Below are 21,524 nucleotides of genomic sequence, written 5' to 3' on the forward strand. Positions count from 1 at the left end.
TTTATTATCCATTATTTTCTTCTCTAACGCAAGAAATATTTCTGATTTATTCAAAAAATAGGTACTTTCACCATTTTTCCTCTTCCGCATAATCTATTGTGTTAATAAACAAAGGGAGAGATACGGATGAGCCAACATGATTATTTGAATAAAGCAGCGATGTATGACTTATTATCCGGTTATTATAAATACACAGACCCATCCATGCATATTCATTATTATCAAAAGCATTTAAAATACATGAGGCTTGCTTTGCAAGCTCAGCGCGCTGACATGACTACATCCACACAGCCTTCTTATGTCCGCGTTTTACATGCTGTACCCGATGCACCGAATGTGGACGTTTATGTGAATGGAAACCGAGTTCTACGGGATGTGGCCTTTAAGGATGTCAGTGATTATTTAACCTTGCCAGCCGGTAAATATCATATCGATGTCTACCCTGCAGGTACAAGTGTAACGACTGTTATCAGTAAAAAAGTAAAAATTGATCCAGGAAAAATTTATACTCTCGCCGCTGTAGGGACTCTAAATAAACTGCAACTTCTTCCGTTCCTTGATGATCCTACGGTTCCCAGCGGAGAAACAAAGGTTAAATTCATACATCTTTCCCCTGACGCCCCTGCAGTGGATATCGCAGTAAAGGGTGGAGACGTCGTATTTCCGAATATATCCTTCAAACAAGCTACAGACTACCTTGGATTAACCCCTATGACGGTCAATCTGGAAGCCAGAGTGGCAGGAAGCAAAAATACCGTGCTGAGTGTTCCGAATGTTAAATTAAGCCCTAATCAAGCTTACACCATCGTAGCTGTCGGGTTAGCCAACGGAACCCCTGAATTAGAAGCCATTCTATTAAAAGGATAATCATGCCCGTGTCCCGGTTTGTGCCTACTTACGCCCGCATACGAAAAAGGTGGCTTCCATCGGGACGCCACCTTTTCCTATTGAGCACGATCTACCGGTACTAATAACCGGAATGAAATATTATCTTCCTTTAAATTAAATTCGTTCGCTCTTACTTTAATATCACTCTTCAATTTCATGTCCTGTAATGAAACGTAGATTAATTCATCGGTAGGTTGTATCTTCACCCATTCCGGAAAGTTATAAGAATCTCTCATTACCTTCAATACGTATGAAACCGGCAGATTCAATTGTCCTACTGATATGGATTTCTGTTTCAGGAGGATGTCTCCATTTTCCAGTGCTTTAGGTTCAAATTCCAACTTAAAGTCTAAGTTGGATGTAAAAACCGGAACAGAACCCATTAATTCCACGTCATCTTTTAACTGAACCTCATAATCAACAGGTCCCTTCATTCCTTCTTCTTCAATATAATGTTCAATAATAAGATTTAAGTCCTTTTTGTTTGTTTCTACGTTAAATCCTACTTCTTGATTGGTGTTTTTGTTGTTTTTAGGCAGTGCATCATCTTTAATCGGCATAAAAATCATTGAAACAATGATGGCTAACCCTATTAATACAACTCCTAAAAGAACAAAAAACCCTACCTTCCATTTGTTCTTCATGACGGCTGCTCCTCTTCCTCAACAGGTTTCTTTCTATCTGTTAATGTAGCTAATGTTTCCCCGTTTGTCAGGTTTATAAACATGCGATCTGCTATCATTTTGTACCCTTCATCATTTGGGTGAAAGTAGTCTTCAAATAATAACGTATCACCTGCATCAATAAACAAGTCCTCTATCTTAACGAATAAGGTTTTATCATAATCTGAAAGAATCTCCCGGCTGGCATCATTCCAATCATGAATCACCTGGTTGACTTCTTCAATATCAGAAAACCATGTATTGAATGGGTTATATAACCCTACAAGAACGATTCCTGCATTTGGGTTATAGTTCCTGATCGTTTCAATGATTTCTTGTAATCGTAATTGGTATTGTCGTTTCTCTTCTTGAAACACTTCTAACTTCAAGTGTGAAAGATTTTCACGAAAAATTTTCATAACATCGTTTCCGCCAATCGTGATCATGACTAAATCTGATTGTTCGATCGAAGTTTTCACATCTTCTTTCTTCAATCTTTTTAATAATTGGTCGGTACGGTTCCCTCTTACCCCATAGTTATGAAATTGGGCGTCTTTTACTCCATCCAATGATTCCAGATGTTTCTCTAAGTATGGTACATATCCACCCTTTTTCGTACTGTCACCCACACCTTGAGTTAATGAATCACCCACTGAAACAACTTTTAAGTTCTTCGGTATGAAGGTATCGTTCGGATTATCTTTATCCCACATGGATACTTCCCTTGTAATATGCTCAGCAGCATCTTCTAACGAACACCCTGACAGGAAAAAAACAAAAGCGAGCATGATAATCGGTCGTTTTTTCATATGCGTCACCTCGCTTGCACTTTAGTATAATTATATCACGCTTGTTTCGTCATGAAACCTTTGTAAACAAATCATTAAGAACATGTAAATTTATGTGACTTTGTCAATCTACCGGCTGGGACCAGATTTCAGCGTCTCGAATACCTCTGTGATAAACTGCCTATAGTTGAACTGCTTTGCGATCTTATGGACCTGCCATTTTTCTTTTTCCTTTGACTGCCTAAAATCTCCTATGCTCTGACCAAAAGTCCAGCCTGTATTGGTGGCAACCCGGATAGGAACTTCTTCAAACATCATTTTATCTCCGTCCGCAAGTGCCCACATGGCCAATAAATCGTGCAGGGGACTTCCCGAAATATCCGGGTACGTCTTCTTATAGAACTCATAATAATAATCCACCATCGGTTTGATGATCTGCCCGACTTTGTCATTTGATTTCAAATAAAATTCATGGAGATGATCAATCATTGCAGGTGTTAAAAGAGCATACATGGTTACATCTAAGGGGATGAGATGAATTTGTTTGGGGGCGAGTTGTATCAAGATATTGGCAGCATATGGATCTCCATAGAAATTCGCTTCTGCCGTCGGGGTCACATTCCCCGGTACATGAAATGCACCTCCCATCACATAAAATTCTTTTACCTTTTTCATTGTTTCCGGGTATAACACAAAGGCAGTTGCCAAGGAAGTCAAACGACCTGCAGAATATATATATAACTCACCTGCATACTTATCAATTAGTGAATTGATTTCATAAAAATTTTCGCTTATTTCTGAGTTGTCGAGTTCTATACCATCAAGTGATATCGGTCCCAGGCCATCTATACCATGTATATCAGGAAAAAATTGCGGTTGTATGCCGGTTAAAGCAGAGACCGCCCCTCCGATAACAGGTATATCGGTGATTCCGGTAATACTTTGAAGATATTTGACGTTTTTCAATGCACTCGCTTTAGAGACATTTCCATAATCAGAAACAATTCCTACAATTTCAATCGTATCACTGTAGTAAGCATATAATACTGCGACAATATCATCGATCCCAAAGTCTGAAATCACCAATACTTTTTTCTTATCAGACAAGTCCGGCCACTTCCTTTCTTTTGATTTCAATTTAATAAGAAAGATTATTTTTCATCTACTGGAGAGATGAGACCAAACTTCTTACCTATTATACTTCTATGATATGATTGCATTGGTTATGAGGACGCAGTAAGATTCATAAAATCATCAATAAAAGGGACAAACCTGCTTTTTTAAAAGTGGTACAATACATATATAATCGCATAGGAAAGGGGAACTTATGAAGAAAAATCTCTTATTATATTTCACTATTGTTATTGGTTTATTAGGTATTCTTGCCGGTTGTTCAAGCAATCAGGAGGAGGAAGCTCATCATGATCATACAGCCGCCAATGGGGATCTTAGGGAGGAAACTTCTTCCGTTGATACACTTCCCTCTTTTCTAGATGATAAGGACGACAATATGAAGCTTATCTATTCTTCAGCTGCTAAAAACCCTGAGCTGTTACAATATATCCCTTGTTATTGCGGGTGCGGTGATTCTGCCGGGCACGAAAGTAATCTGAATTGCTTTGTTTACGAAATAAAAGGGGACAAAGTGGTCTGGGATGATCACGGCACCAGATGTCAGGTGTGTTTGGAAATTGCGGCAGAATCCATTGTGAAGTACAAAAATGGTGAATCCATCAAGCAAATTAGAACCTTTATCGATGAACAATATAATGAAGGTTACGCTAAGCCTACGCCAACGCCTATGCCTTCATAATGAGTAAAGACAGCAGTTGATTCTGCTGTCTTTTTTTAAAAAGAAAAAACGAAAGGAAAAAGGTTCCCTTTCGTCTTACGTTATAGATCAATCAGTGTAATACATAAATCCTATTGCACCAATTCCTGTGTGGGTACTGATGATGGGTGTCGTCGGAACTATATCGATTTGGTCGTAACCTGTTTTTTCGATAATTTTAGCCTTAAGATTTTGAGCCAGCTCCAGACCATCTGCATGAACCAGCCCTACACCACGAATTGTCTTCCCTTTTACATCGTCTAAAAATTGCGTTGTTAAGTATTTTACCACCTGTGAATGACTTCGAACCTTTGCAACTGGAGTGTATTCGCCTCCTTCTAATGAAGCGATTGGTTTAATATTGAGCAAGGAACCGATCATTGCACGTCCCTTTCCGATTCTACCGCCTTTTGCAAGGTTCTCAAGTGTATCTACCACAACGAACAAGTTTGTATTTTGACGGATCGTTTCAACTGCTTTTAGAATTTCTTCCAATGGCTTTCCTTCTTTAGCAAGCTTGGCAGCTTCAATTACCTGAAAGGCCAGTCCTTTAGAAATAAAGCGGGAATCTACAACCGCCACATCTGTTGAAGACATTTCTGCAGCAGACTCAGCTGAGCGCACAGTACCACTCATTCCACCTGTCATATGTATGGATAAAACTTTCGAACCATCTTTTCCTAATTCATCATAAAGTTCTACAAATGTTCCTGCCGGTGGCTGGGAACTTTTTGGTAATTCCTTAGAAGCTTTCATTTTTTCCAGAAAGCTAAGTGGTGAAAGATCAACTCTATCTAAGTATGTCTCTCCATCGATTGAAATGGATAGAGGAACTACATGAATATCCAGTTCCTTTACGACGTCATCTGATAAATCTACTGTTGAGTCTGTTACAATCTTAATTTTGGTCAATTTTGCCACATCCTATCTCCCATATCATTAGTATTATATCGTTAAATGCCAAGGAATTAAATAGATACGAAGGATTTCCGCAACCGGTTGTCTAAATTGATATATATTTTTTGAACATGTATTGTCCGTAATTGTTACATATATGTAGTGATATTCATATAAAAAGGACTGGTCCCACGTAACAATACGCTAAAAGACCAGATCCCAAGAAAATTATGCATTATTCTTTAACTCTTCTGATTGATATATTTCTTCATACTCTGACCATTTCGTCGTTCTCTTTAAATGTTCTCTAAAGCTGTACATGGTCTTAGGCCCATTCTGATTGACAACCTTTGAAATGAATTGATGAAGCCTGAGATTTACCCTTAGATAGAGCGGGCTATCTTCCTTCATGACAGGAACTTCTAAGATTTTGACCTTCCGTCCATCCTTTGATTTGAACTCAATGGTTTTTGTCAGCAAAGTATCAATCCTCTTTTTCACCCGTTTATACTCTTATTATACCCCATTTAATGACGCATAAAATGTCTAATCGTGCAAAAATACTAATATTTTTTCTCAAAATCGGTTATGAAACAGGCACAATACATTCGGGGGAATCGTGTTTGGATGAATTGACGATATCGGATACCTGGTACCCTTTCATTTCGTCTTTTTGAAGCGGCGTTAAAACCGAAGAAGCTTCTTCAAAAGAGTAATCGTCTGTATTTAACCATTTCTCAATCGCTTCCTGACTCGTGAGAATAACAGGCATTCGTTCATGTACTGGTTGTACAAAGTCATTTGCCCCTGTCGTTAGGATCGTCGAGGTTGTGAACTCTCCATTGCGATCCCACAATCCAGCAAACACAAATGGATCTTCTTTTTTTAATTGAAATCTTACAGGCACCTTTTGATCTTTCTCCTTCTTCCATTCATAAAATCCATCGGCAAAAATCACCATTCTTTTCGAATGGACAAGGGAATTGAAGCTCGGTTTCTCCAATAAGGTTTCACTGCGGGCATTGATCAACGGTTTCCACTTCTTCCGATCGGCCCAATGAGGCACGAGCCCCCACGTTATCTCTCCTGCTCTGCGCTTGCCCTTATGTGAAATAAGGGACAATACTTTTTGAGTTGGAGCAATATTATATCTTGGCTGCCACTCTTCAAGGAATTCATCAATTAAGTATTGCCTTACTAATTCTTCTAGAGGGGTTGTTAAGGAAAATCTACCGCACACAATTTTCACCTCATTCGTTTTCTTTATTTAGGAATATACATCATTATGAGAAGAATTTCTAATCCAAAAGGCGCACTTTAACCCTTTACTATGTTAATGATTGCACAATGACGATAAGAGGATTATCATAAATATATACACTATTGACTCATTGAGCGTTCAATGAGGGGATAATAGAAAGGATGAAACTTCTTTGACATATGATTTCGATTTTTCCAATTGGAAAGAAGAAGTTGCGAACGCCATTACCCACGGAATCGGATTAATTTTGAGCATCCCCGCTTTAGTCATGTTAATCATTTTCGCCGTTCACGAAGGCACTGCATGGCACGTTGTCAGCTTCTCTATCTTCGGTGCTTCAATGATACTTCTATACTTATTTTCAACCCTGTTACACAGCTTTAAGCCTTCAAAGGTAAAAAATCTATTTGCCATTTTAGATCATTCGGCGATATATATCCTGATCGCGGGTACGTATACACCGTTTATGCTAGTCAGTGTGAGAGGCGCACTCGGCTGGACATTGTTTGGGATTGTCTGGGGACTCGCCATTGTAGGGATTGTATTTAAATGTTATTTTGTTCAACGTTTCCAGGTCGTTTCCACTCTCTTTTACCTGGTGATGGGATGGCTCGTTATCATTGCCATTAAACCGTTGTACGCAAGTCTTACTGGTGCCGGGTTCGGACTGCTGCTGGCAGGTGGTATCATGTATTCCATAGGAGCTATTTTCTATGTGTGGAACAAACTGCCTTACAACCATGCAATCTGGCATCTTTTCGTCCTGGCAGGAAGCAGCTTTATGTATTTCTGTATTTTGTTCTACGTTTAAGTATGGTTATGGTTTTTCGATAAAAGGGTACTGACGGAATATCCCGTCAGTACCCTTTTGTTATCTTCTCATCTATTTACGTACATATACCTTAAATTCATAGTCGTAAGGATTTTTCTCATCCTTCAATCCTTTAATAGAGGAGATGCAAGTGAAATCCTCCCATGGGATGGAAGGCATGGTCGTGTCGCCTTTAAATTCATGATGAATCTCTGTTACATACAACTTATCTACATGAGGGATGAACTGCTTGTACACTTCTCTTCCGCCCATAATAAAGGTTTCTGAGTCTCTTCCTTCCGCCCATTCCAGGATATCCTCTACAGAATGCAGGACAAGACAGCCTTCCGGTTGAAAGCCTGTATTTCTTGTGAGAATGACATTCTCCCGGTTTGGTAACGGCTTGCCGATGGAATCAAACGTTTTTCTTCCCATGACGATTCCATGTCCATCCGTCGTTTTCTTGAAGAATTTCAGGTCTTCAGGAAGCCTCCATGGCAATCCATTGTCTTTTCCAATCAGTCGATTCTGATCCATTGCCCAAATAAATGAGATCATACGCTCACGACTCCTTTAATATGTGGATGTGGATCATATTCTTCAAGGTTGAAATCTTCAAACTTAAATCCGAAAATATCTTTCACTTCTGGATTGATAGATAATGTTGGTAATGATCTAGGTTCTCTGGAAAGTTGTAAGTTCACTTGATCAAGGTGATTCTGATAGATATGGACATCTCCAAAAGTATGAACAAATTCTCCAGCTTCCAGATCACATACCTGGGCTACCATCATCGTTAATAAAGCGTATGAAGCTATATTAAATGGAACTCCGAGGAATACATCAGCGGAACGTTGGTACAGCTGACAGGATAATTTGCCATCGGCTACATAGAACTGGAATAAGCAGTGGCAAGGAGGCAAAGCCATATGATCTACATCCGCAACATTCCAGGCACTTACAATCATTCTTCTGGAATCGGGATTATTTTTAATCGTATCAATGAGGTTCGTAATTTGGTCAATCGTTTCTCCGTTTGCTCCAGACCATGATCTCCATTGGTGGCCGTAAACGGGACCTAACTCTCCATTTTCATCGGCCCATTCATTCCAAATCCGGACACCGTTTTCTTGAAGATATTCAACGTTCGTATCTCCTTTTAGAAACCAAAGGAGTTCATGGATAATGGATTTCACATGCAGTTTTTTCGTTGTAAGTAGAGGGAATCCTTCTTTTAGATCAAAACGCATTTGATAACCAAATGTGCTTATCGTGCCTGTACCTGTTCGATCTTCTTTCTTGGTGCCATTTTCAAGGACATGTTTACACAAGTCTAGATATTGCTTCACAACGACCACACCTTTTATAAGTTTATAGTTCTTTAAAGAATTGATATGTTGCTGGTGCCTTCTTTTTTAGCAGATTTCTAGTTTCAGAGTTTAAATAATACATAGCAAATGTTTCTGCAAAATATTCTTCCTTGTATTGAAGGAAATAGGGTTCATCCGGGAATACCCGTGGAGCTTCCCTCCTCCAAATAGGCAAAAATTCCAGCTCGTAATTAAGGTCCGTTAAGACGTAACGATCAATACTGTGAGCGAGTTCATGTAATTCCAGATTAGTCGAATTATGCCCCTTCCCTTTCTCACTATGACCGATTTTCACTAATACAAGCTTCGATCCACCGATCCCGGGAACGTCATCCCATGTAATACTTTTATTAGTGTACCCTCTTGGGGTTACTCCTTTCAAGTGACTTGTGGTAGAAAAATCGGTTAATTTTTTTTCAAACAGCCTTATTTTGATTTCCTGTGAATTCGTAGACTCTAAGAGTGAGGTCGGAATATGATCTAATCTTTCAATCATTTCCATAGCAGCTGTTTTATCATAAGCCGCATGTGGCAACAGGACCATATTTTCTAACTGTTTACTGGATTGAAGTTGTAATTGTGTTTTAAGAGGAGAATGCTTTAAGAGGGTTCCACTGTAGTTGGCTTTTGAGTTGGTCCACAGAATGACCAGAGTAACCGAAATAGCAAGGATGATGAATATACGCTTCAATTATTGTCCCTCCTTTCTTCTAAGGAAAGTATCATGATGTTCTTACTATTTTAACATAATGATAGAGTTGTTATTAGGAGAGATTGTTTCCAATAACTAAAGCGGAGGCGGCTCGATCAGCCCCGACAAGCATAAGATGAATTGGCCGGGAAGGCGTTCTTTGCCTTCTTGGCCGATTTAGCTTATGACCTCGAGGGGCTAGCCGCCGGAGCTGGATGGCACTAAAGCGGAGGCGGCTCGTACAGAGGCGACAAGCATAAGGCGAACCTGGCGGAAAGGCGCTCTTTGCCTTTTTGGCAGGTTTGTCTTATGACCTCGAGCCTCTAGCCGCCGGAGCTGGATGATAACTAAAGCGGAGGCGGCTCGGACAGCCCCGACAAGCATAAGATGAATTGGCCGGGAAGGCGTTCTTTGCCTTCTTGGCCGATTTAGCTTATGACCTCGAGGGGCTAGCCGCCGGAGCTGGATGGCACTAAAGCGGAGGCGGCTTGTACAGAGGCGACAAGCATAAGGCGAACCTGGCGGAAAGGCGCTCTTTGCCTTTTTGGCTGGTTTGACTTATGACCTCGAGCCTCTAGCCGCCGGAGCTGGATGATAACTAAAGCGGAGGCGGCTTGTACAGAGGCGACAAGCATAAGGCGAACCTGGCGGAAAGGCGCTCTTTGCCTTTTTGGCAGGTTTGTCTTATGACCTCGAGCCTCTAGCCGCCGGAGCTGGATGATAACTAAAGCGGAGGCGGCTTGGGCAGAGGCGACAAGCATAAGACGAACCTGCCATGCAAAGTGACACAAAAAAGCAAGCACGCATAACTCACGCACTTGCCTTTATTCTTATATGGACGTTGGAATCAGGAGACACTCATCCATTGTGGCGGAGTGTTTTTATCCCAATAGATACTTCCTAAATCATGATGTGCTTGAAATTGATCATGCACTGTATGATAGTGAAAGTTGAAGTAATAGCCATCTTTAGGCGGATGGTCTTTTCTTACATGAAATCGTATGACATCTTCACCAGAGCGTTGGTCATAAATATGAAAAATCTTTTCTGTTTTTGCATATTGGGGCACTTCTGAAATAGTAAGTGACGTTAAGTCTTCTTCTGGAAATTGAACAGCTGTATCAGCTATCGCCTTTTCGATCTTTGGAAGGATTAAAGACTTGAATTCGTCTTCAATGACAGGCTTGATCTTAGTCCCAAACTTTTCATAAGCGTTTTTCTCTGCTTGGACCATCATATTCACTATAAAATCCTCATGAGAAATGGAAGACTCCTCTTCCAGTACTTCTTCTGGAACAGATTCAACCGACGAAGGCTTTCCATTGCCTTTTGCCATGGTATGATTTTGTTCATTTAGGAAGGCTTGTGAAGGGGAAACAAGTCCAAATGTTAGAATGGATAGCAGGATAAAAAACGACTTTTTGAGCCAGATTGACATAGATAACGTCCTTTCCTATGTATTACGTCTATTATTATACTATTTCTTACGGTTAAAAAGTGAAAAAGGTTTCATTTTTTTGTAGGATATAAAAATATTTATGTGGTAGTATATTAAAGAGGATACTTTGTAAGGAGGATAACTAGATGGATACAGGACTTATGATCAATATCGGATACTTACTTCTATTAGGTTATTTCATTGTACTAGGATTTACTGATTAATACTTAGATGATTAGACAGGCAAAAGATGCCTGTCTATTTTATTGTTTAATTTATGAGGGCTTTTACACACGCAGGATGCCAAAGTGAAATTTGGCTGATGGCCTTTTGATTACGTCAAATCCCAGTTCTTCGAATAATGAGGACTGATAGTGTTCTTTTAATACTACCCGCTTTTTGGCCACCCTTTTTGCTTCTTCTATTCCTTCTTTTGTTAAGCCTGTATAGCTTGCCCAATGGCGGATCGGGTTGATTCCATGAGAATCTGTTAAGGCCTCTTCAAACATGGGATCAAGGTAAACGACATCAAATGCATCATCCGGAATACCCTTTAATTCTTCCTGAAAATGTCCATTGATGACACCGATTCGATTCATGGCGCTATTCAGATCGTGAAGTGGAGATACCCAGTCCTTAAGTCCGTGATGAAGGATATGGGAGATATACTTATTCGCTTCGATTCCGACTACTTTGCCCTTTTCGCCGACGATATGGCTGGCGATGATACTATCTGATGCAAGACCTAGAGTACAGTCCAGAAAACTCATGCCCTCTTTAAGTTCGGCGGCCTCTACGAGAGGATCGGTCTCTCCGCGAATGATTCTTTTGATTCGGAAGGAAGCGGAATTAGGGTGGAAAAAGAATGGCTCGCCATTGTCTTCTCTAGTATGAAGTTCTAATCTCTCTTTTCCGATCACTAAACAGTCTTGTTCGTGCAGATTTATATGGTGTAAAATCGATCTCTTTTTTCTGGGGATATAGGGAATATCGAGTACCTCTGCTGTTTTATATGCTTTTTCTATGACTTCCTGGTTCGCTCTCCCACATGTTGTGACAAACACGATAAACATTCTCCTTTAATAGTACCATTTTGCTTGTACGAATTTTTTAATGTTTATTTATCCTACCATAAAAAGAAACGGATGACAGAGTCACCCGTTTTTTTGGTCTTTAACAATTTTCGTTAAAAGCTGTGGATAAATTGGAAATGATAGACGAAATGTCATGATCTTCAATTTCTTCCCTTGGGATGAAATGAACGACTTTTTTTCCTTTAAGTAAAGCCATTGACGGGGAAGAAGGTTCGTACCCTTCGAAGTACTCTCTCATTTTGGCGGTTGCCTCTTTGTCTTGCCCGGCAAAGACAGTAACGAGGTGATCCGGTGTTTTTTCATTATTCATGACTGATTGCGTTGCAGCGGGTCTTGCAAGTCCCGCTGCACACCCGCATACTGAGTTAATAACGACCAGGGTTGTTCCATCTGCATTATCCATATAATTCTCTACTTCTTCTTCTGTACCCAATTCTTTGAAACCTGCTTGTGTAAGTTCTTGTCTCATCGGTTTAACTAACTGCCTCATATACTCTTCGTAAGCCATTGACATTTATAATCAACCCTTTCCCACTATTATTGGTTACGTGCTTCGGTCATCTGTTTCCAAACAGATCCTTTCGCTTCTTCGCCGCCCTCTATTCGTTCGATAGCCATATTCACTTGAAGCTTCACTTCGAATTCAGGGTCATTTTCCGCTTCCCGTAATCCAGGCAATGCAGATTCATCCCCTACTTCATAAAGGAACATGGCAGCACGCCATCTCACAAGTTTACTCTTATCCTTTAAGGCTTGAATCATTTCCGGAGTGGCTTTTGCAAAACCTAAGTCCGAAAGGCAATCTCCAGCCGTTCTCCTTACTGTGACTGACTTATCACGTAAACCCTTATACAACATAGGAAGAACTTTTTCATCTTCAATCATCCCCAAATAGACAATAGCCAATCGGCGAATGGATACTTTCTCGTCCTCCAGGGCTTTCTCCAGCAGAGGCAGGTCATCTAAAGTCGGATCCTCCATCGCATCAAGCTTTTGATACCTTGTTTGCCAGTCCGGGGCTTCAAAGTCCGCGACACTTACCTTTTGCTTTTTCTTGTAAATGAGAGGTCCTTTGGAATCGGTTGTTTCCTGTGCTTCTTCTACAAGTGCTGCCAGCCTTTCAGAAGGATAGGCTGCAACTAGTTCTTCCGTCACGTTGTTACCAATCTCATCTAAGTCTCCGTACCTGATACCGTAATCTTTCCACTTTCTGAGAAGGACGACATTATCCCCATCTTTTTGTGCCTGACCGATCGCCTCCAGAAATGGGGCGGGAAGTGAAAATCGCTTCTCTTGTTCTCCGTCTGTCACCTTAACTTGCATCGGAATTCCCTTGAACATCTGCACGCTAACATTCACTTCACCAAAATGTTCTTCCATGGGAGATTCATTTTCCTGGTCCAAAGTATCTTCACCGAAAGCTTTTCTAACCTGTGGCAATAGCTCCTGCCAATCGAATTTCGCATTTCGCTCAACGGCTAAGAAGTCGGCAACATGATAGACCCCTTTAATGCCGTTTATGGCAAGGATATCTTTAATGACGGGAGGAGCCCCTTCCGCTTCATCTTTTTTATAATTATTGCTCTTCCCGGCTTTCATTTCCTGATCAAGAAGAACCTTCATTGTATTAGGACTTGGAGTAGGTTCAATCGATACTATCCTCAAGCTTGTTACCCCTTTCTATAAACAGTTCTTATACCATCCATTCTAACACAGTATCCATGATGCCTTAAACGGAGAGACTTATTCTGCAAATTCGGAAAGATATGTCCATCTTTCAATGAGCCCTTCCAATTGCTCGTTGAGATTTTCACTTTCGTTCATTAACTGTTGTGCTTTTTCAAAATCACTGCCTACCTTTTGCAGCTCAGCATCTGCTTCTTCTATCCTCTGCTCGATGTCGGCCATCTTTTCTTCAATTTCGTCCCATTCCCTCTTTTCCATGTAAGAAAGCCTCTTTTTCTCTTTTTCCTTTTCTTCCTTCACGGGAGCAGATTCTTGCTTCTTACCCGGATCCTGCTTCTTACTTTTCGCTTCGTTCTTTTCCAAGTACTCAGTATATTCCCCAAAGTAAAAGTCGATTTGTCCATCTCCATTAAAGACCAGTAATTGCTCAGCTGTTTTATCTAGAAAGTAGCGGTCATGGGAAACGGTTATGACGACACCTGAAAATTCATTTATATAATCCTCCAGAACGGTGAGGGTTTCTGTATCTAAATCATTCGTCGGCTCATCAAGCAAAAGGACATTCGGTTTTGACATCAATAGCTTAAGCAAAAAGAGTCTTCGTTTTTCTCCTCCGGAAAGCTTTCGGATCAATGTACCATGCGTACTCATTGGAAATAGGAATCTTTCCAACATGGAAGTAACTGAGATTTGCTCGCCTTTATCCGTCGTTATATATTCTCCTGCTTCCCTTATATATTCGATCATACGCATATTCTCATCAAGTTCTTCATGACCTTGAGTATAGTATGCGACCTTTACGGTTTGGCCTTTGAGTAATTCACCACTTGTAAGCTCATCGGTTCCAGTAAGAAGGTTAAGAAATGTTGATTTTCCGCTCCCATTTTTACCTACGATTCCGATTCGGTCTTTAGGTTTAATAAGGAAAGAAAACTCATCTAAAATTCGCTTGTCATCAAACATTTTTGAAGCATCCTTGAACTCAAACACTTGTTTACCCAGACGGTTTCCTCCGATTGCCATGTCAACCTGGCCGCCTGAGGGACCTGAAGACATCGTATCCTCTAAATTTTCAAATCGTTGAATTCGAGCCTTTTGTTTAGTGGTTCTGGCTTTTGCTCCCCTTCTCATCCAGGCAAGCTCTCTTCGATAAAGGTTTTGCTGTTTTTCGGATAATTGGCGCTCCACTTCTTCCCTGGAAGCCTTCGCCTCGATAAATGAAGCATAATTTCCTTTGTAGGAGTAAAGGTTTCCTCCATCCAATTCGAAGATTCTGTTCGTTACCTTATCGAGGAAGTATCGGTCATGGGTCACGAGCAACACAGACCCGTTATACTTCCCTAAATAATCTTCGAGCCATTTGATGGACTGATAGTCTAAATGGTTGGTCGGTTCGTCCAGGATTAATAAGTCAGGTGTTTCAATCAGGACGCCTGCCAGCGCCACTCTCTTTTTTTGACCACCTGACAACTCCCTCATTTTCTTTGAAAAATCGTGAATTCCCAATTTTGTTAAGATGGATTTCGCATTTGCACTTGCATCCCAGGCGTGAAGGATATCCATTTGCTTTTGAGCTTCAAATAAATCTTCTTGTATTCGAGGATTTTCTGAGTTGTTCTCCATTTCCATAAGGGCCATTTCATAATTGCGCATAGCCTGAATGATTTTTGCTTCACCACGAAACACTTGTTGTATCACGGTTAAATCCCCATCAAAAGCAGGCTCTTGTTGAAGGTAGGCAATATGATAATCGCCCGGCTTAGAAAGCTCTCCGGTATCATATTCTTCCATCCCGGCAATGAGTTTCAACAGACTTGATTTCCCCGTTCCATTCACCCCGATCAGTCCTACTCTTTCTTTCTCGGTAATCGAAAACGATATATCTTTAAATAGAGTTTTCTCTCCATACGTTTTAGAAAGATTCTCAGCTGTTAACATTCTCATTCTTGACCAGTCCATTCTTTATTAAATTGCTCTAAAAACCGCAGCATGAAAGCATGACGCTCCTCTGCCAGCTTCCTTCCCGTTTCCGTACACATTAAGTCTTTCAACTTCAATAACTTTTCATGAAAATGATGGATGCTTGAGCTATCCCCATTTCTATACTCCTCTATGGTCATCTCCGTCCTGACTTGAAATTCAGGGTTATAAAGTGGTCGACCTTTCTTTCCTCCATATGCAAACGTTCTTGCAATCCCTATGGCACCAATGGCATCTAGGCGATCGGCATCCCGAACGATTTTCGCTTCTAAAGTAGTTAATACTGCTTCGTGTCCACCTTTATATGATATGGAATAAATAATCGATTCCAGTAATTTCGTTTCAGTTTCCGTAAGAGACAGAGTGGAAAGGATGTGATCCAGCCTTTTCTTCCCCTCTTCTTCTTCTACAAACTTATCATCCGGAACATCATGCAGCAATGCAGCCAACTCAATGATAAATGTATGGTGTACTTTTTCTTCCCTGGCAATGATCCTAGCCAGCTTTCGTACCCGATCCAAATGATACCAATCATGTCCTGTTGACTCACCAAGGTACTCACGTTTCAAATAGTCGATCATACCGTCCAGCTCTTTCCGTTCCATGGTCACCTTCTCCTCTATTGTACCAAATAATATCCTCTAATCAGAATAAAAAGGAGTGGATGTATGATTCTTCACATCCCTCCTTTCTCTACTAATTCTCTTCGTTATCTCCAAACCAGCTTATTCCAATCGTATTAGCGCCTGCATGTACTCCGATGACAGCTCCCAAAGGATACGCCCCGAATTCTAACTCCGGGTACGTTTTTTTCAATTGTTCTATCCATTCTAATGCATCTTCCCGGTTTAACCCGTGTAATACGGATACTTTCTTAATGTTTTTCACAGATAGAGCTTGATTTAAGCGATCACTCATGCTCGTCAATCCTTTTTTAATACTTCTTACCTTGTCCTTCACTTCAAGTTTTCCATTCTCTATGGCAAGCATAGGCTTTACATTGAGAACACTCCCCAGGAAGAAAGAAAGCCCACTCATTCGTCCACTTTTATGTAGTTGCTCTAAGCTGCCCACCATTACATAGGTTTCACAAGAAGTGATTCTTTTTTCAATTGCTGCTTTTATCTGCAGTGGGTCTTTCCCTTCATGCAGCAGTCTTTGACCGTACAGGATCAATTCTGTCAATGGATTGGAAATGACTTTGGAATCTATACAGATTATGTTCGGTAGTGTATCCTTTAACAGTTCTGCAGCTTGATGGGCAGATGAATATGTGCCGCTGAAATGGGAAGAAACATGGATCGAAAAGATATAATCATAGTCCTTGGATAATTCTTCAAACAACTCTTTAAACGTCCCGATTGAAGGTTGTGAGGTTTTCACTTCTACCTTTTCTTCTTTTAATTTCAAGAACAATTCTTCCGGAGATAAGTCTACGCCGTCTTGATACTCCCGCTCACCAAAAAGGATAATCATTGGAACGATATAGATGTGATTTTCTTTACTATTTGAATGAATTGGAACAAATGCTGTGCTATCTGTTACCCAGGCTATTCTCATTGTAAAATCCCCTTTTTCTATATAATGATAAACTCTTTCTAGTACTAGAAGTCTATTCGGTCAAGCTGTTGTAATGTATCAACCGAAAATGAGATCATTTGAAGAACATCATCCACCATTTCTTCTGTAATGACTCTATTAAAAGTCAGAACCCCCTTGTAGGCAGTCGGTTGTAGAGAAGATGTAATCTCTTTCCATTCCCAATTCTTATCCTTGCTCCATATTTCTTCAAGAAACGACCGGCAATGGCGCAACTTCTCATCGCCCTCATAGACAATGAGGATGTCAGCTCCTGCCGTATTCATTTCTGTCATCATCTTTCTCTCTGCCAGAAGATGACCCATATCAGCTTTCAAATGAAACTTTATCGAAATGGATTTTTTGTAAGGTAAAGAATAGTGAATTTGATAGCAACGTTCATAGTGGGCAAAGTCAAATAAATCCTTCCGGTCAAGAATTTGGATTTCACCTGTCAAATCAAGATCATAAACAGCTCCCTCAAAGACTACCTTTAAGTTATCAAATGCTGTTGGATCAAACATGTTCTCCTCTCCTTTCAAACCTCGATGGTTAAAATAACCCTATAGCCCTGCCTTCATCATCTACATTCATTCCGAATGCAGCGGGTTTTTTTGGCAGGCCAGGCATGGTCATTACTTCTCCTGTTAATGCAACAATAAATCCCGCTCCAATTTTCGGCTTAAGCTCTCTGATTGTGATCGTAAAATCTTCAGGCCGCCCAAGTTTAGATGGATCATCGGATAAGGAATATTGAGTCTTAGCCATACAAACGGGCAGTATCCCCCACCCTTGATCTTCAAACTGCTGGAGCTGCTTTCGTGCTTTCACCGTATAATCTACTTCTTTCGCTCCGTAAACCTTTTTCGCAATCGTTTCGATTTTAGATTGGAGTGAATCAGAAAGTTCATATAGACGAGAGAATTCTTTCGTGTTCCCTTCTATCTCATGCAATACCTTTTCAGCTAAGTCTCTTCCACCCTTTCCACCTTTTGCCCATACATCGGTTAGTGAAACTTGTACTCCCAGGTTTTCACACCAATTAATAAGGGTCTGGATTTCGTCATCACTATCCGTCACAAATCGATTAACCGCAATCACATAAGGTACGTTGAAATGATCTAACGTTTCCATATGCTTCTTCAGATTAGATAATCCTTTTTGCAGTGCCTGAAGATTTTCAGTTTGAAGATCACCTTTCCCTTGACCTCCATGCATCTTCAGAGCACGGATGGTGGCAACAAGCACGATGGCATCCGGTGCTATGTCTGCAGCTCGAGATTTGATATTCAGAAACTTCTCGGCTCCTAAATCAGCACCGAACCCAGATTCCGTTACAACATAATCAGCCAGTTTAAGAGCCGTTTTGGTCGCCATGACACTATTACACCCATGGGCAATGTTTGCGAATGGCCCTCCATGAATAAGGGCAGGAGAATGTTCGATCGTTTGAACGAGATTAGGTTTTAAGGCATCCTTTAACAATAAGGTCAGCGCACCTTCAACTCCTAAATCTTCGACGGTCACGGGTTGTTTTGAAAAGTTGTATGCGACAACCATTCTTCCAAGCCTTCTTCTTAATTCCTCAAGGTTTTCAGATAAACAGAGAACAGCCATAATCTCAGAAGCCACTGTAATATCAAATCCGTCTTCACGGGGAACACCTTGTACCGGTCCACCTAAACCAACGATGATTTGTCTGAGGGCACGGTCATTCATGTCCAGAGCCCGTTTCCATACGACCCTTCTTTGATCAATATTCAATTCATTTCCCTGATGGATATGATTATCTACCAATGCGGCTAAAGCGTTATTCGCAGTCGAAATAGCGTGGATATCACCTGTGAAATGAAGGTTGATATCCTCCATGGGCAGGACTTGTGAATACCCTCCTCCTGTTGCTCCGCCTTTTATTCCCATCGTTGGACCAAGTGATGGTTCCCTCATGGCAATGATGGTGTTTTTATCTAACTGATTTAACGCATCACCGAGTCCAACCGTAACCGTTGATTTCCCCTCGCCTGCAGGAGTCGGGTTAATCGAGGTTACAAGGATTAATTTCCCATTGGCATGGTCCTTGAGTTTATGTATCGCTTCATAGGATAATTTCCCTTTGTATTTACCATAAAGCTCAATATCATCTTCTGTTAGGCCGATTTGCCCTGCAATATCCAGTATCGGTTTCATAGTCGCTTGTTGAGCAATATCAATATCTGACTTCACTATCTTCTTTGTCATTGTCACCTGAATTCACCTTCTAGTTATGTAATTTGAAATAGGGTCTGAGCCATAAATATAAATTTTACAAAAATTCATGTTTACTCTTAAACTTCATTTACAATCCATTTGTAATCTTAAATTAAAGTGTAACTTAATTTTACACTATGTTTTATATCTCCACCATTATTGCCTTTTATAGGGGGGAATAAGATTGCTGAAAGAAAAGTCGATTCTCATTTTGACCGCACGTTTTGGAGAAGGACATATTCAAACTGCTGAAACTCTGGCTCATACATTTAAGAGAAAGGGATTTGAACGAGTGCACATCTGTGATCTATATGGAGAAGCCTACCCTGCCATGCACTCCCTGGCCCAAAATTTATTAAAAAAAGGATTTTCCAAATTCGGTACACCTTTCTATAAAGCATTCTACTATGGAACAGATAAACTCTCCTCAAAAGGTTTGAGTTACTTTTATCAGCATTTAGGAAAAAAGCGCCTTATGAAACTGGTTGAAACTTACTCACCATCATGCATTGTCACGACATTCCCGCTTCATGCAGCACCATACTTGCGACTTCGCTCAAGCTTAACTATACCTACATATACCATCATTACAGACTACTGTGCCCATCCGTTGTGGATTCATCCGATGATCGAGAAATACTATGTAGCAACAGATCACGTAAAGAGGACTCTCATCTCTTACGGAGTAGAGACAGGGAAAATCTTCGTTAGCGGTTTACCCATCCGGTCCAGCTTTCATCATACTGTCGAAAAAAACTATAAAGAATTTGGACTTTCACCACAACGGAAAACCATCACCATTATGGGGGGCGGTCTGGGTTTGCTTCCAAATATCGAACCCCTTTTAAGCTCTCTATCCAAAGATAAAAATCTTCAGGTAGCCGTTGTGTGTGGGAGGAACCATCAACTTTATAAACAACTGGAAAAAAACTCAAACGAAAACATCCACATTTTCGGATATATACCCAAAGTGGAAAAACTGTTTTCCCTTACCGACTGTCTGGTCACTAAGTCGGGTGCCTTATCCTTAACAGAAGCCGCTTGTTTTAAATTGCCCATCATCATTTTTAAGCCTGCACCCGGCCAGGAGAATGAGAATGCCAATTATTTATTAAAACAGACTGCAGCACTCACCTATTCGAATCAAACAGACTTTCTGGATAGCATTTATCGATGCCTCTATAATAAAAATACGATAGATTCTTTATCAAAAAATGTATCCTCGTTATTTAACAAGAATGCCTGTACCACAATCGTAGAGGATATTCTTCGACACGACCACAAGAAAAACATACTTGTTGAAGGGAGAATGTGACTTGGAAACATCCACACACATCCTATTTGGTGTCGGCATCGCTTCATTAGCTTCCTTGGATCCTATTCTTCAGGAATTTCCATTGCCTGTCTACGTCTCCTGTATTCTGGCTTCCAATGCACCTGACTTTGATTATGCTTTTAAGTTAAAAGGGAAAAGTGAATATTATAAACTTCATAGAGGTTTTTCCCATTCTCTTATTATGCTGCCTCTTTGGGCCTTTCTGATTACAGCAGGAATTGCCTTAATCTATCCGGAAACAGAATTCCTTCAACACCTTTTCTTATGGAATTTAGGAGCTGTCATTGTACACGTCCTTACAGATTTGCTCAATTTTCACGGCACTCAGGTATTTCGCCCTTTTACCGAAAAATGGTTCAGCTTTGATTGTATTCCTTTATTTGACTATTTCATTTTCTTATTACACATTTCTGGTATCATTCTTTCACTCACAGGCTTTCATCCCGGGAAAACATTTCTCGCCCTATATCTCTTACTCTTCATTTATTTATTAGTAAGGTTTGCAATCCGCTCTTATATTTATCATCAGTTGACTGCTCACTTTCTAAAGTCCAAGGGAATGAAGATCCTTCCTAATATGGACCTTTATTCATGGCAGGTGATCATAGAAGGTGAAGAGGATTATATTCTTGGGAGGTACACATGGGGGAAATTCGTGGTGGACTCTGTTCTCCAGAAAGAAACTTCACATTCGTGGATAGAATTTTCAAAGCAAAACAAGGATATCTCCAACTTCATAACCAGTACAATTTTTGTTTATCCAAGAGTGATTGAAAGAAAAGAAGCTCTTGAAGTAAGATGGATTGATTTACGTTTTCGAAAAGGCAGGAGATTCCCATTTAAAGCGATCTGGGTTTTCTCACATCACAAATCGCTGGAGAAAAGCTATGTAGGGTGGTTCCATCATCCGACTCAGTATAAGCGCATCAAAAAAGAACTTGTCAATGAAGTAAGTAAATAAAAAAC

The 21,524-nt window shown here is 40.4% G+C and carries 23 protein-coding genes; 5 read left to right on the forward strand and 18 right to left on the reverse strand.

Annotated features, from left to right (window positions below):
- The first annotated feature begins 126 nt into the window (after positions 1-126).
- Complete coding sequence (locus tag ACXAF2_RS02290; RefSeq protein WP_475137201.1) at positions 127-867, forward strand: DUF4397 domain-containing protein; 741 nt, start codon at positions 127-129, stop codon at positions 865-867.
- A 77-nt stretch (positions 868-944) separates the two neighbouring features.
- Here the strand turns inward: ACXAF2_RS02290 and ACXAF2_RS02295 are convergent, their stop codons facing one another.
- The 3 genes from ACXAF2_RS02295 to ACXAF2_RS02305 all read right to left on the reverse strand — a co-directional run bounded on the left by ACXAF2_RS02295 (position 945) and on the right by ACXAF2_RS02305 (position 3,445).
- Positions 945-1,532: a YpmS family protein gene (locus ACXAF2_RS02295; protein WP_475137202.1), complete on the reverse strand. Its 588-nt coding sequence runs from the start codon at positions 1,530-1,532 to the stop codon at positions 945-947.
- Positions 1,529-2,359 carry an SGNH/GDSL hydrolase family protein gene (locus ACXAF2_RS02300; protein ID WP_475137203.1) on the reverse strand — a complete coding sequence of 277 codons (831 nt, stop codon included), beginning with the start codon at positions 2,357-2,359 and terminating at the stop codon, positions 1,529-1,531. Before ACXAF2_RS02300 ends, ACXAF2_RS02295 begins: the two co-directional genes overlap by 4 nt.
- Before the next feature lie 108 nt (positions 2,360-2,467).
- Positions 2,468-3,445, reverse strand: coding sequence for a nucleoside hydrolase (locus ACXAF2_RS02305; protein ID WP_475137204.1), 978 nt, complete (start codon positions 3,443-3,445; stop codon positions 2,468-2,470).
- Between the two features lie 220 nt (positions 3,446-3,665).
- Here ACXAF2_RS02305 and ACXAF2_RS02310 point away from each other — a divergent pair, with 220 nt between their 5' ends.
- Positions 3,666-4,151 carry a PCYCGC motif-containing (lipo)protein gene (locus ACXAF2_RS02310; RefSeq protein WP_475137205.1) on the forward strand — a complete coding sequence of 162 codons (486 nt, stop codon included), beginning with the start codon at positions 3,666-3,668 and terminating at the stop codon, positions 4,149-4,151.
- 87 nt (positions 4,152-4,238) lie between these two features.
- Here ACXAF2_RS02310 and ACXAF2_RS02315 read toward each other — a convergent pair whose 3' ends face one another.
- From ACXAF2_RS02315 to ACXAF2_RS02325, 3 genes are all read right to left on the reverse strand, one after another.
- Positions 4,239-5,081, reverse strand: coding sequence for a DegV family protein (locus ACXAF2_RS02315; RefSeq protein ID WP_475137206.1), 843 nt, complete (start codon positions 5,079-5,081; stop codon positions 4,239-4,241).
- 213 nt (positions 5,082-5,294) lie between these two features.
- Positions 5,295-5,567 (reverse strand): DUF2535 family protein, encoded by a 273-nt coding sequence (locus ACXAF2_RS02320; RefSeq protein WP_262372432.1) that lies wholly within the window; start codon positions 5,565-5,567, stop codon positions 5,295-5,297.
- 85 nt (positions 5,568-5,652) lie between these two features.
- Complete coding sequence (locus ACXAF2_RS02325) at positions 5,653-6,306, reverse strand: SOS response-associated peptidase (RefSeq protein ID WP_475137207.1); 654 nt, start codon at positions 6,304-6,306, stop codon at positions 5,653-5,655.
- Between the two features lie 193 nt (positions 6,307-6,499).
- On the opposite strand from ACXAF2_RS02325, the gene trhA reads away from it, so the two are divergent.
- Positions 6,500-7,138 carry a PAQR family membrane homeostasis protein TrhA gene (trhA, locus tag ACXAF2_RS02330; RefSeq protein WP_427596780.1) on the forward strand — a complete coding sequence of 213 codons (639 nt, stop codon included), beginning with the start codon at positions 6,500-6,502 and terminating at the stop codon, positions 7,136-7,138.
- A gap of 72 nt (positions 7,139-7,210) precedes the next feature.
- On the opposite strand, the gene ACXAF2_RS02335 is transcribed toward trhA, so the two are convergent.
- The 12 genes from ACXAF2_RS02335 to ACXAF2_RS02390 form a co-directional block, all read right to left on the reverse strand.
- A complete protein-coding gene (locus ACXAF2_RS02335) occupies positions 7,211-7,696 on the reverse strand; it encodes a dihydrofolate reductase (RefSeq protein WP_475137208.1) in 486 nt (161 codons plus the stop codon).
- Positions 7,693-8,487, reverse strand: coding sequence for a thymidylate synthase (locus tag ACXAF2_RS02340; RefSeq protein ID WP_475137209.1), 795 nt, complete (start codon positions 8,485-8,487; stop codon positions 7,693-7,695). The genes ACXAF2_RS02335 and ACXAF2_RS02340 overlap by 4 nt, the downstream gene beginning before the upstream one ends.
- Before the next feature lie 22 nt (positions 8,488-8,509).
- Positions 8,510-9,199, reverse strand: a complete 690-nt coding sequence (locus tag ACXAF2_RS02345; protein ID WP_475137210.1) for an anthrax toxin lethal factor-related metalloendopeptidase — start codon at positions 9,197-9,199, stop codon at positions 8,510-8,512.
- A gap of 847 nt (positions 9,200-10,046) precedes the next feature.
- Complete coding sequence (locus ACXAF2_RS02350) at positions 10,047-10,637, reverse strand: YpjP family protein (protein WP_475137211.1); 591 nt, start codon at positions 10,635-10,637, stop codon at positions 10,047-10,049.
- Between the two features lie 287 nt (positions 10,638-10,924).
- Positions 10,925-11,701: a class I SAM-dependent methyltransferase gene (locus tag ACXAF2_RS02355; protein ID WP_475137212.1), complete on the reverse strand. Its 777-nt coding sequence runs from the start codon at positions 11,699-11,701 to the stop codon at positions 10,925-10,927.
- 109 nt (positions 11,702-11,810) lie between these two features.
- Entirely contained in the window at positions 11,811-12,245 is a 435-nt protein-coding gene (locus tag ACXAF2_RS02360) for a BrxA/BrxB family bacilliredoxin (protein ID WP_148969395.1), read from the reverse strand.
- 23 nt (positions 12,246-12,268) lie between these two features.
- Positions 12,269-13,396, reverse strand: a complete 1,128-nt coding sequence (locus tag ACXAF2_RS02365; RefSeq protein ID WP_475137213.1) for a conserved virulence factor C family protein — start codon at positions 13,394-13,396, stop codon at positions 12,269-12,271.
- Positions 13,397-13,474: 78 nt separating this feature from the next.
- On the reverse strand, positions 13,475-15,361 hold the full coding sequence (locus ACXAF2_RS02370) for an ABC-F family ATP-binding cassette domain-containing protein (protein WP_475137214.1): 1,887 nt from the start codon (positions 15,359-15,361) through the stop codon (positions 13,475-13,477).
- Complete coding sequence (locus tag ACXAF2_RS02375; protein ID WP_475137215.1) at positions 15,358-16,002, reverse strand: HD domain-containing protein; 645 nt, start codon at positions 16,000-16,002, stop codon at positions 15,358-15,360. Before ACXAF2_RS02375 ends, ACXAF2_RS02370 begins: the two co-directional genes overlap by 4 nt.
- A 91-nt stretch (positions 16,003-16,093) precedes the next feature.
- Entirely contained in the window at positions 16,094-16,957 is an 864-nt protein-coding gene (locus tag ACXAF2_RS02380; RefSeq protein ID WP_475137216.1) for a DegV family protein, read from the reverse strand.
- Positions 16,958-17,001: 44 nt separating this feature from the next.
- A complete protein-coding gene (locus ACXAF2_RS02385; protein ID WP_475137217.1) occupies positions 17,002-17,499 on the reverse strand; it encodes a hypothetical protein in 498 nt (165 codons plus the stop codon).
- A 28-nt stretch (positions 17,500-17,527) separates the two neighbouring features.
- Positions 17,528-19,213: a formate--tetrahydrofolate ligase gene (locus ACXAF2_RS02390; protein WP_475137218.1), complete on the reverse strand. Its 1,686-nt coding sequence runs from the start codon at positions 19,211-19,213 to the stop codon at positions 17,528-17,530.
- Positions 19,214-19,406: 193 nt separating this feature from the next.
- On the opposite strand from ACXAF2_RS02390, the gene ACXAF2_RS02395 reads away from it, so the two are divergent.
- Together ACXAF2_RS02395 and ACXAF2_RS02400 are read left to right on the forward strand one after the other, a co-directional pair.
- Complete coding sequence (locus ACXAF2_RS02395) at positions 19,407-20,537, forward strand: MGDG synthase family glycosyltransferase (RefSeq protein WP_475137219.1); 1,131 nt, start codon at positions 19,407-19,409, stop codon at positions 20,535-20,537.
- Position 20,538: 1 nt separating this feature from the next.
- Positions 20,539-21,519: a metal-dependent hydrolase gene (locus ACXAF2_RS02400; RefSeq protein WP_475137220.1), complete on the forward strand. Its 981-nt coding sequence runs from the start codon at positions 20,539-20,541 to the stop codon at positions 21,517-21,519.
- Positions 21,520-21,524: the final 5 nt, after the last annotated feature.

Source organism: Rossellomorea sp. ABR4_004 (assembly GCF_056159585.1).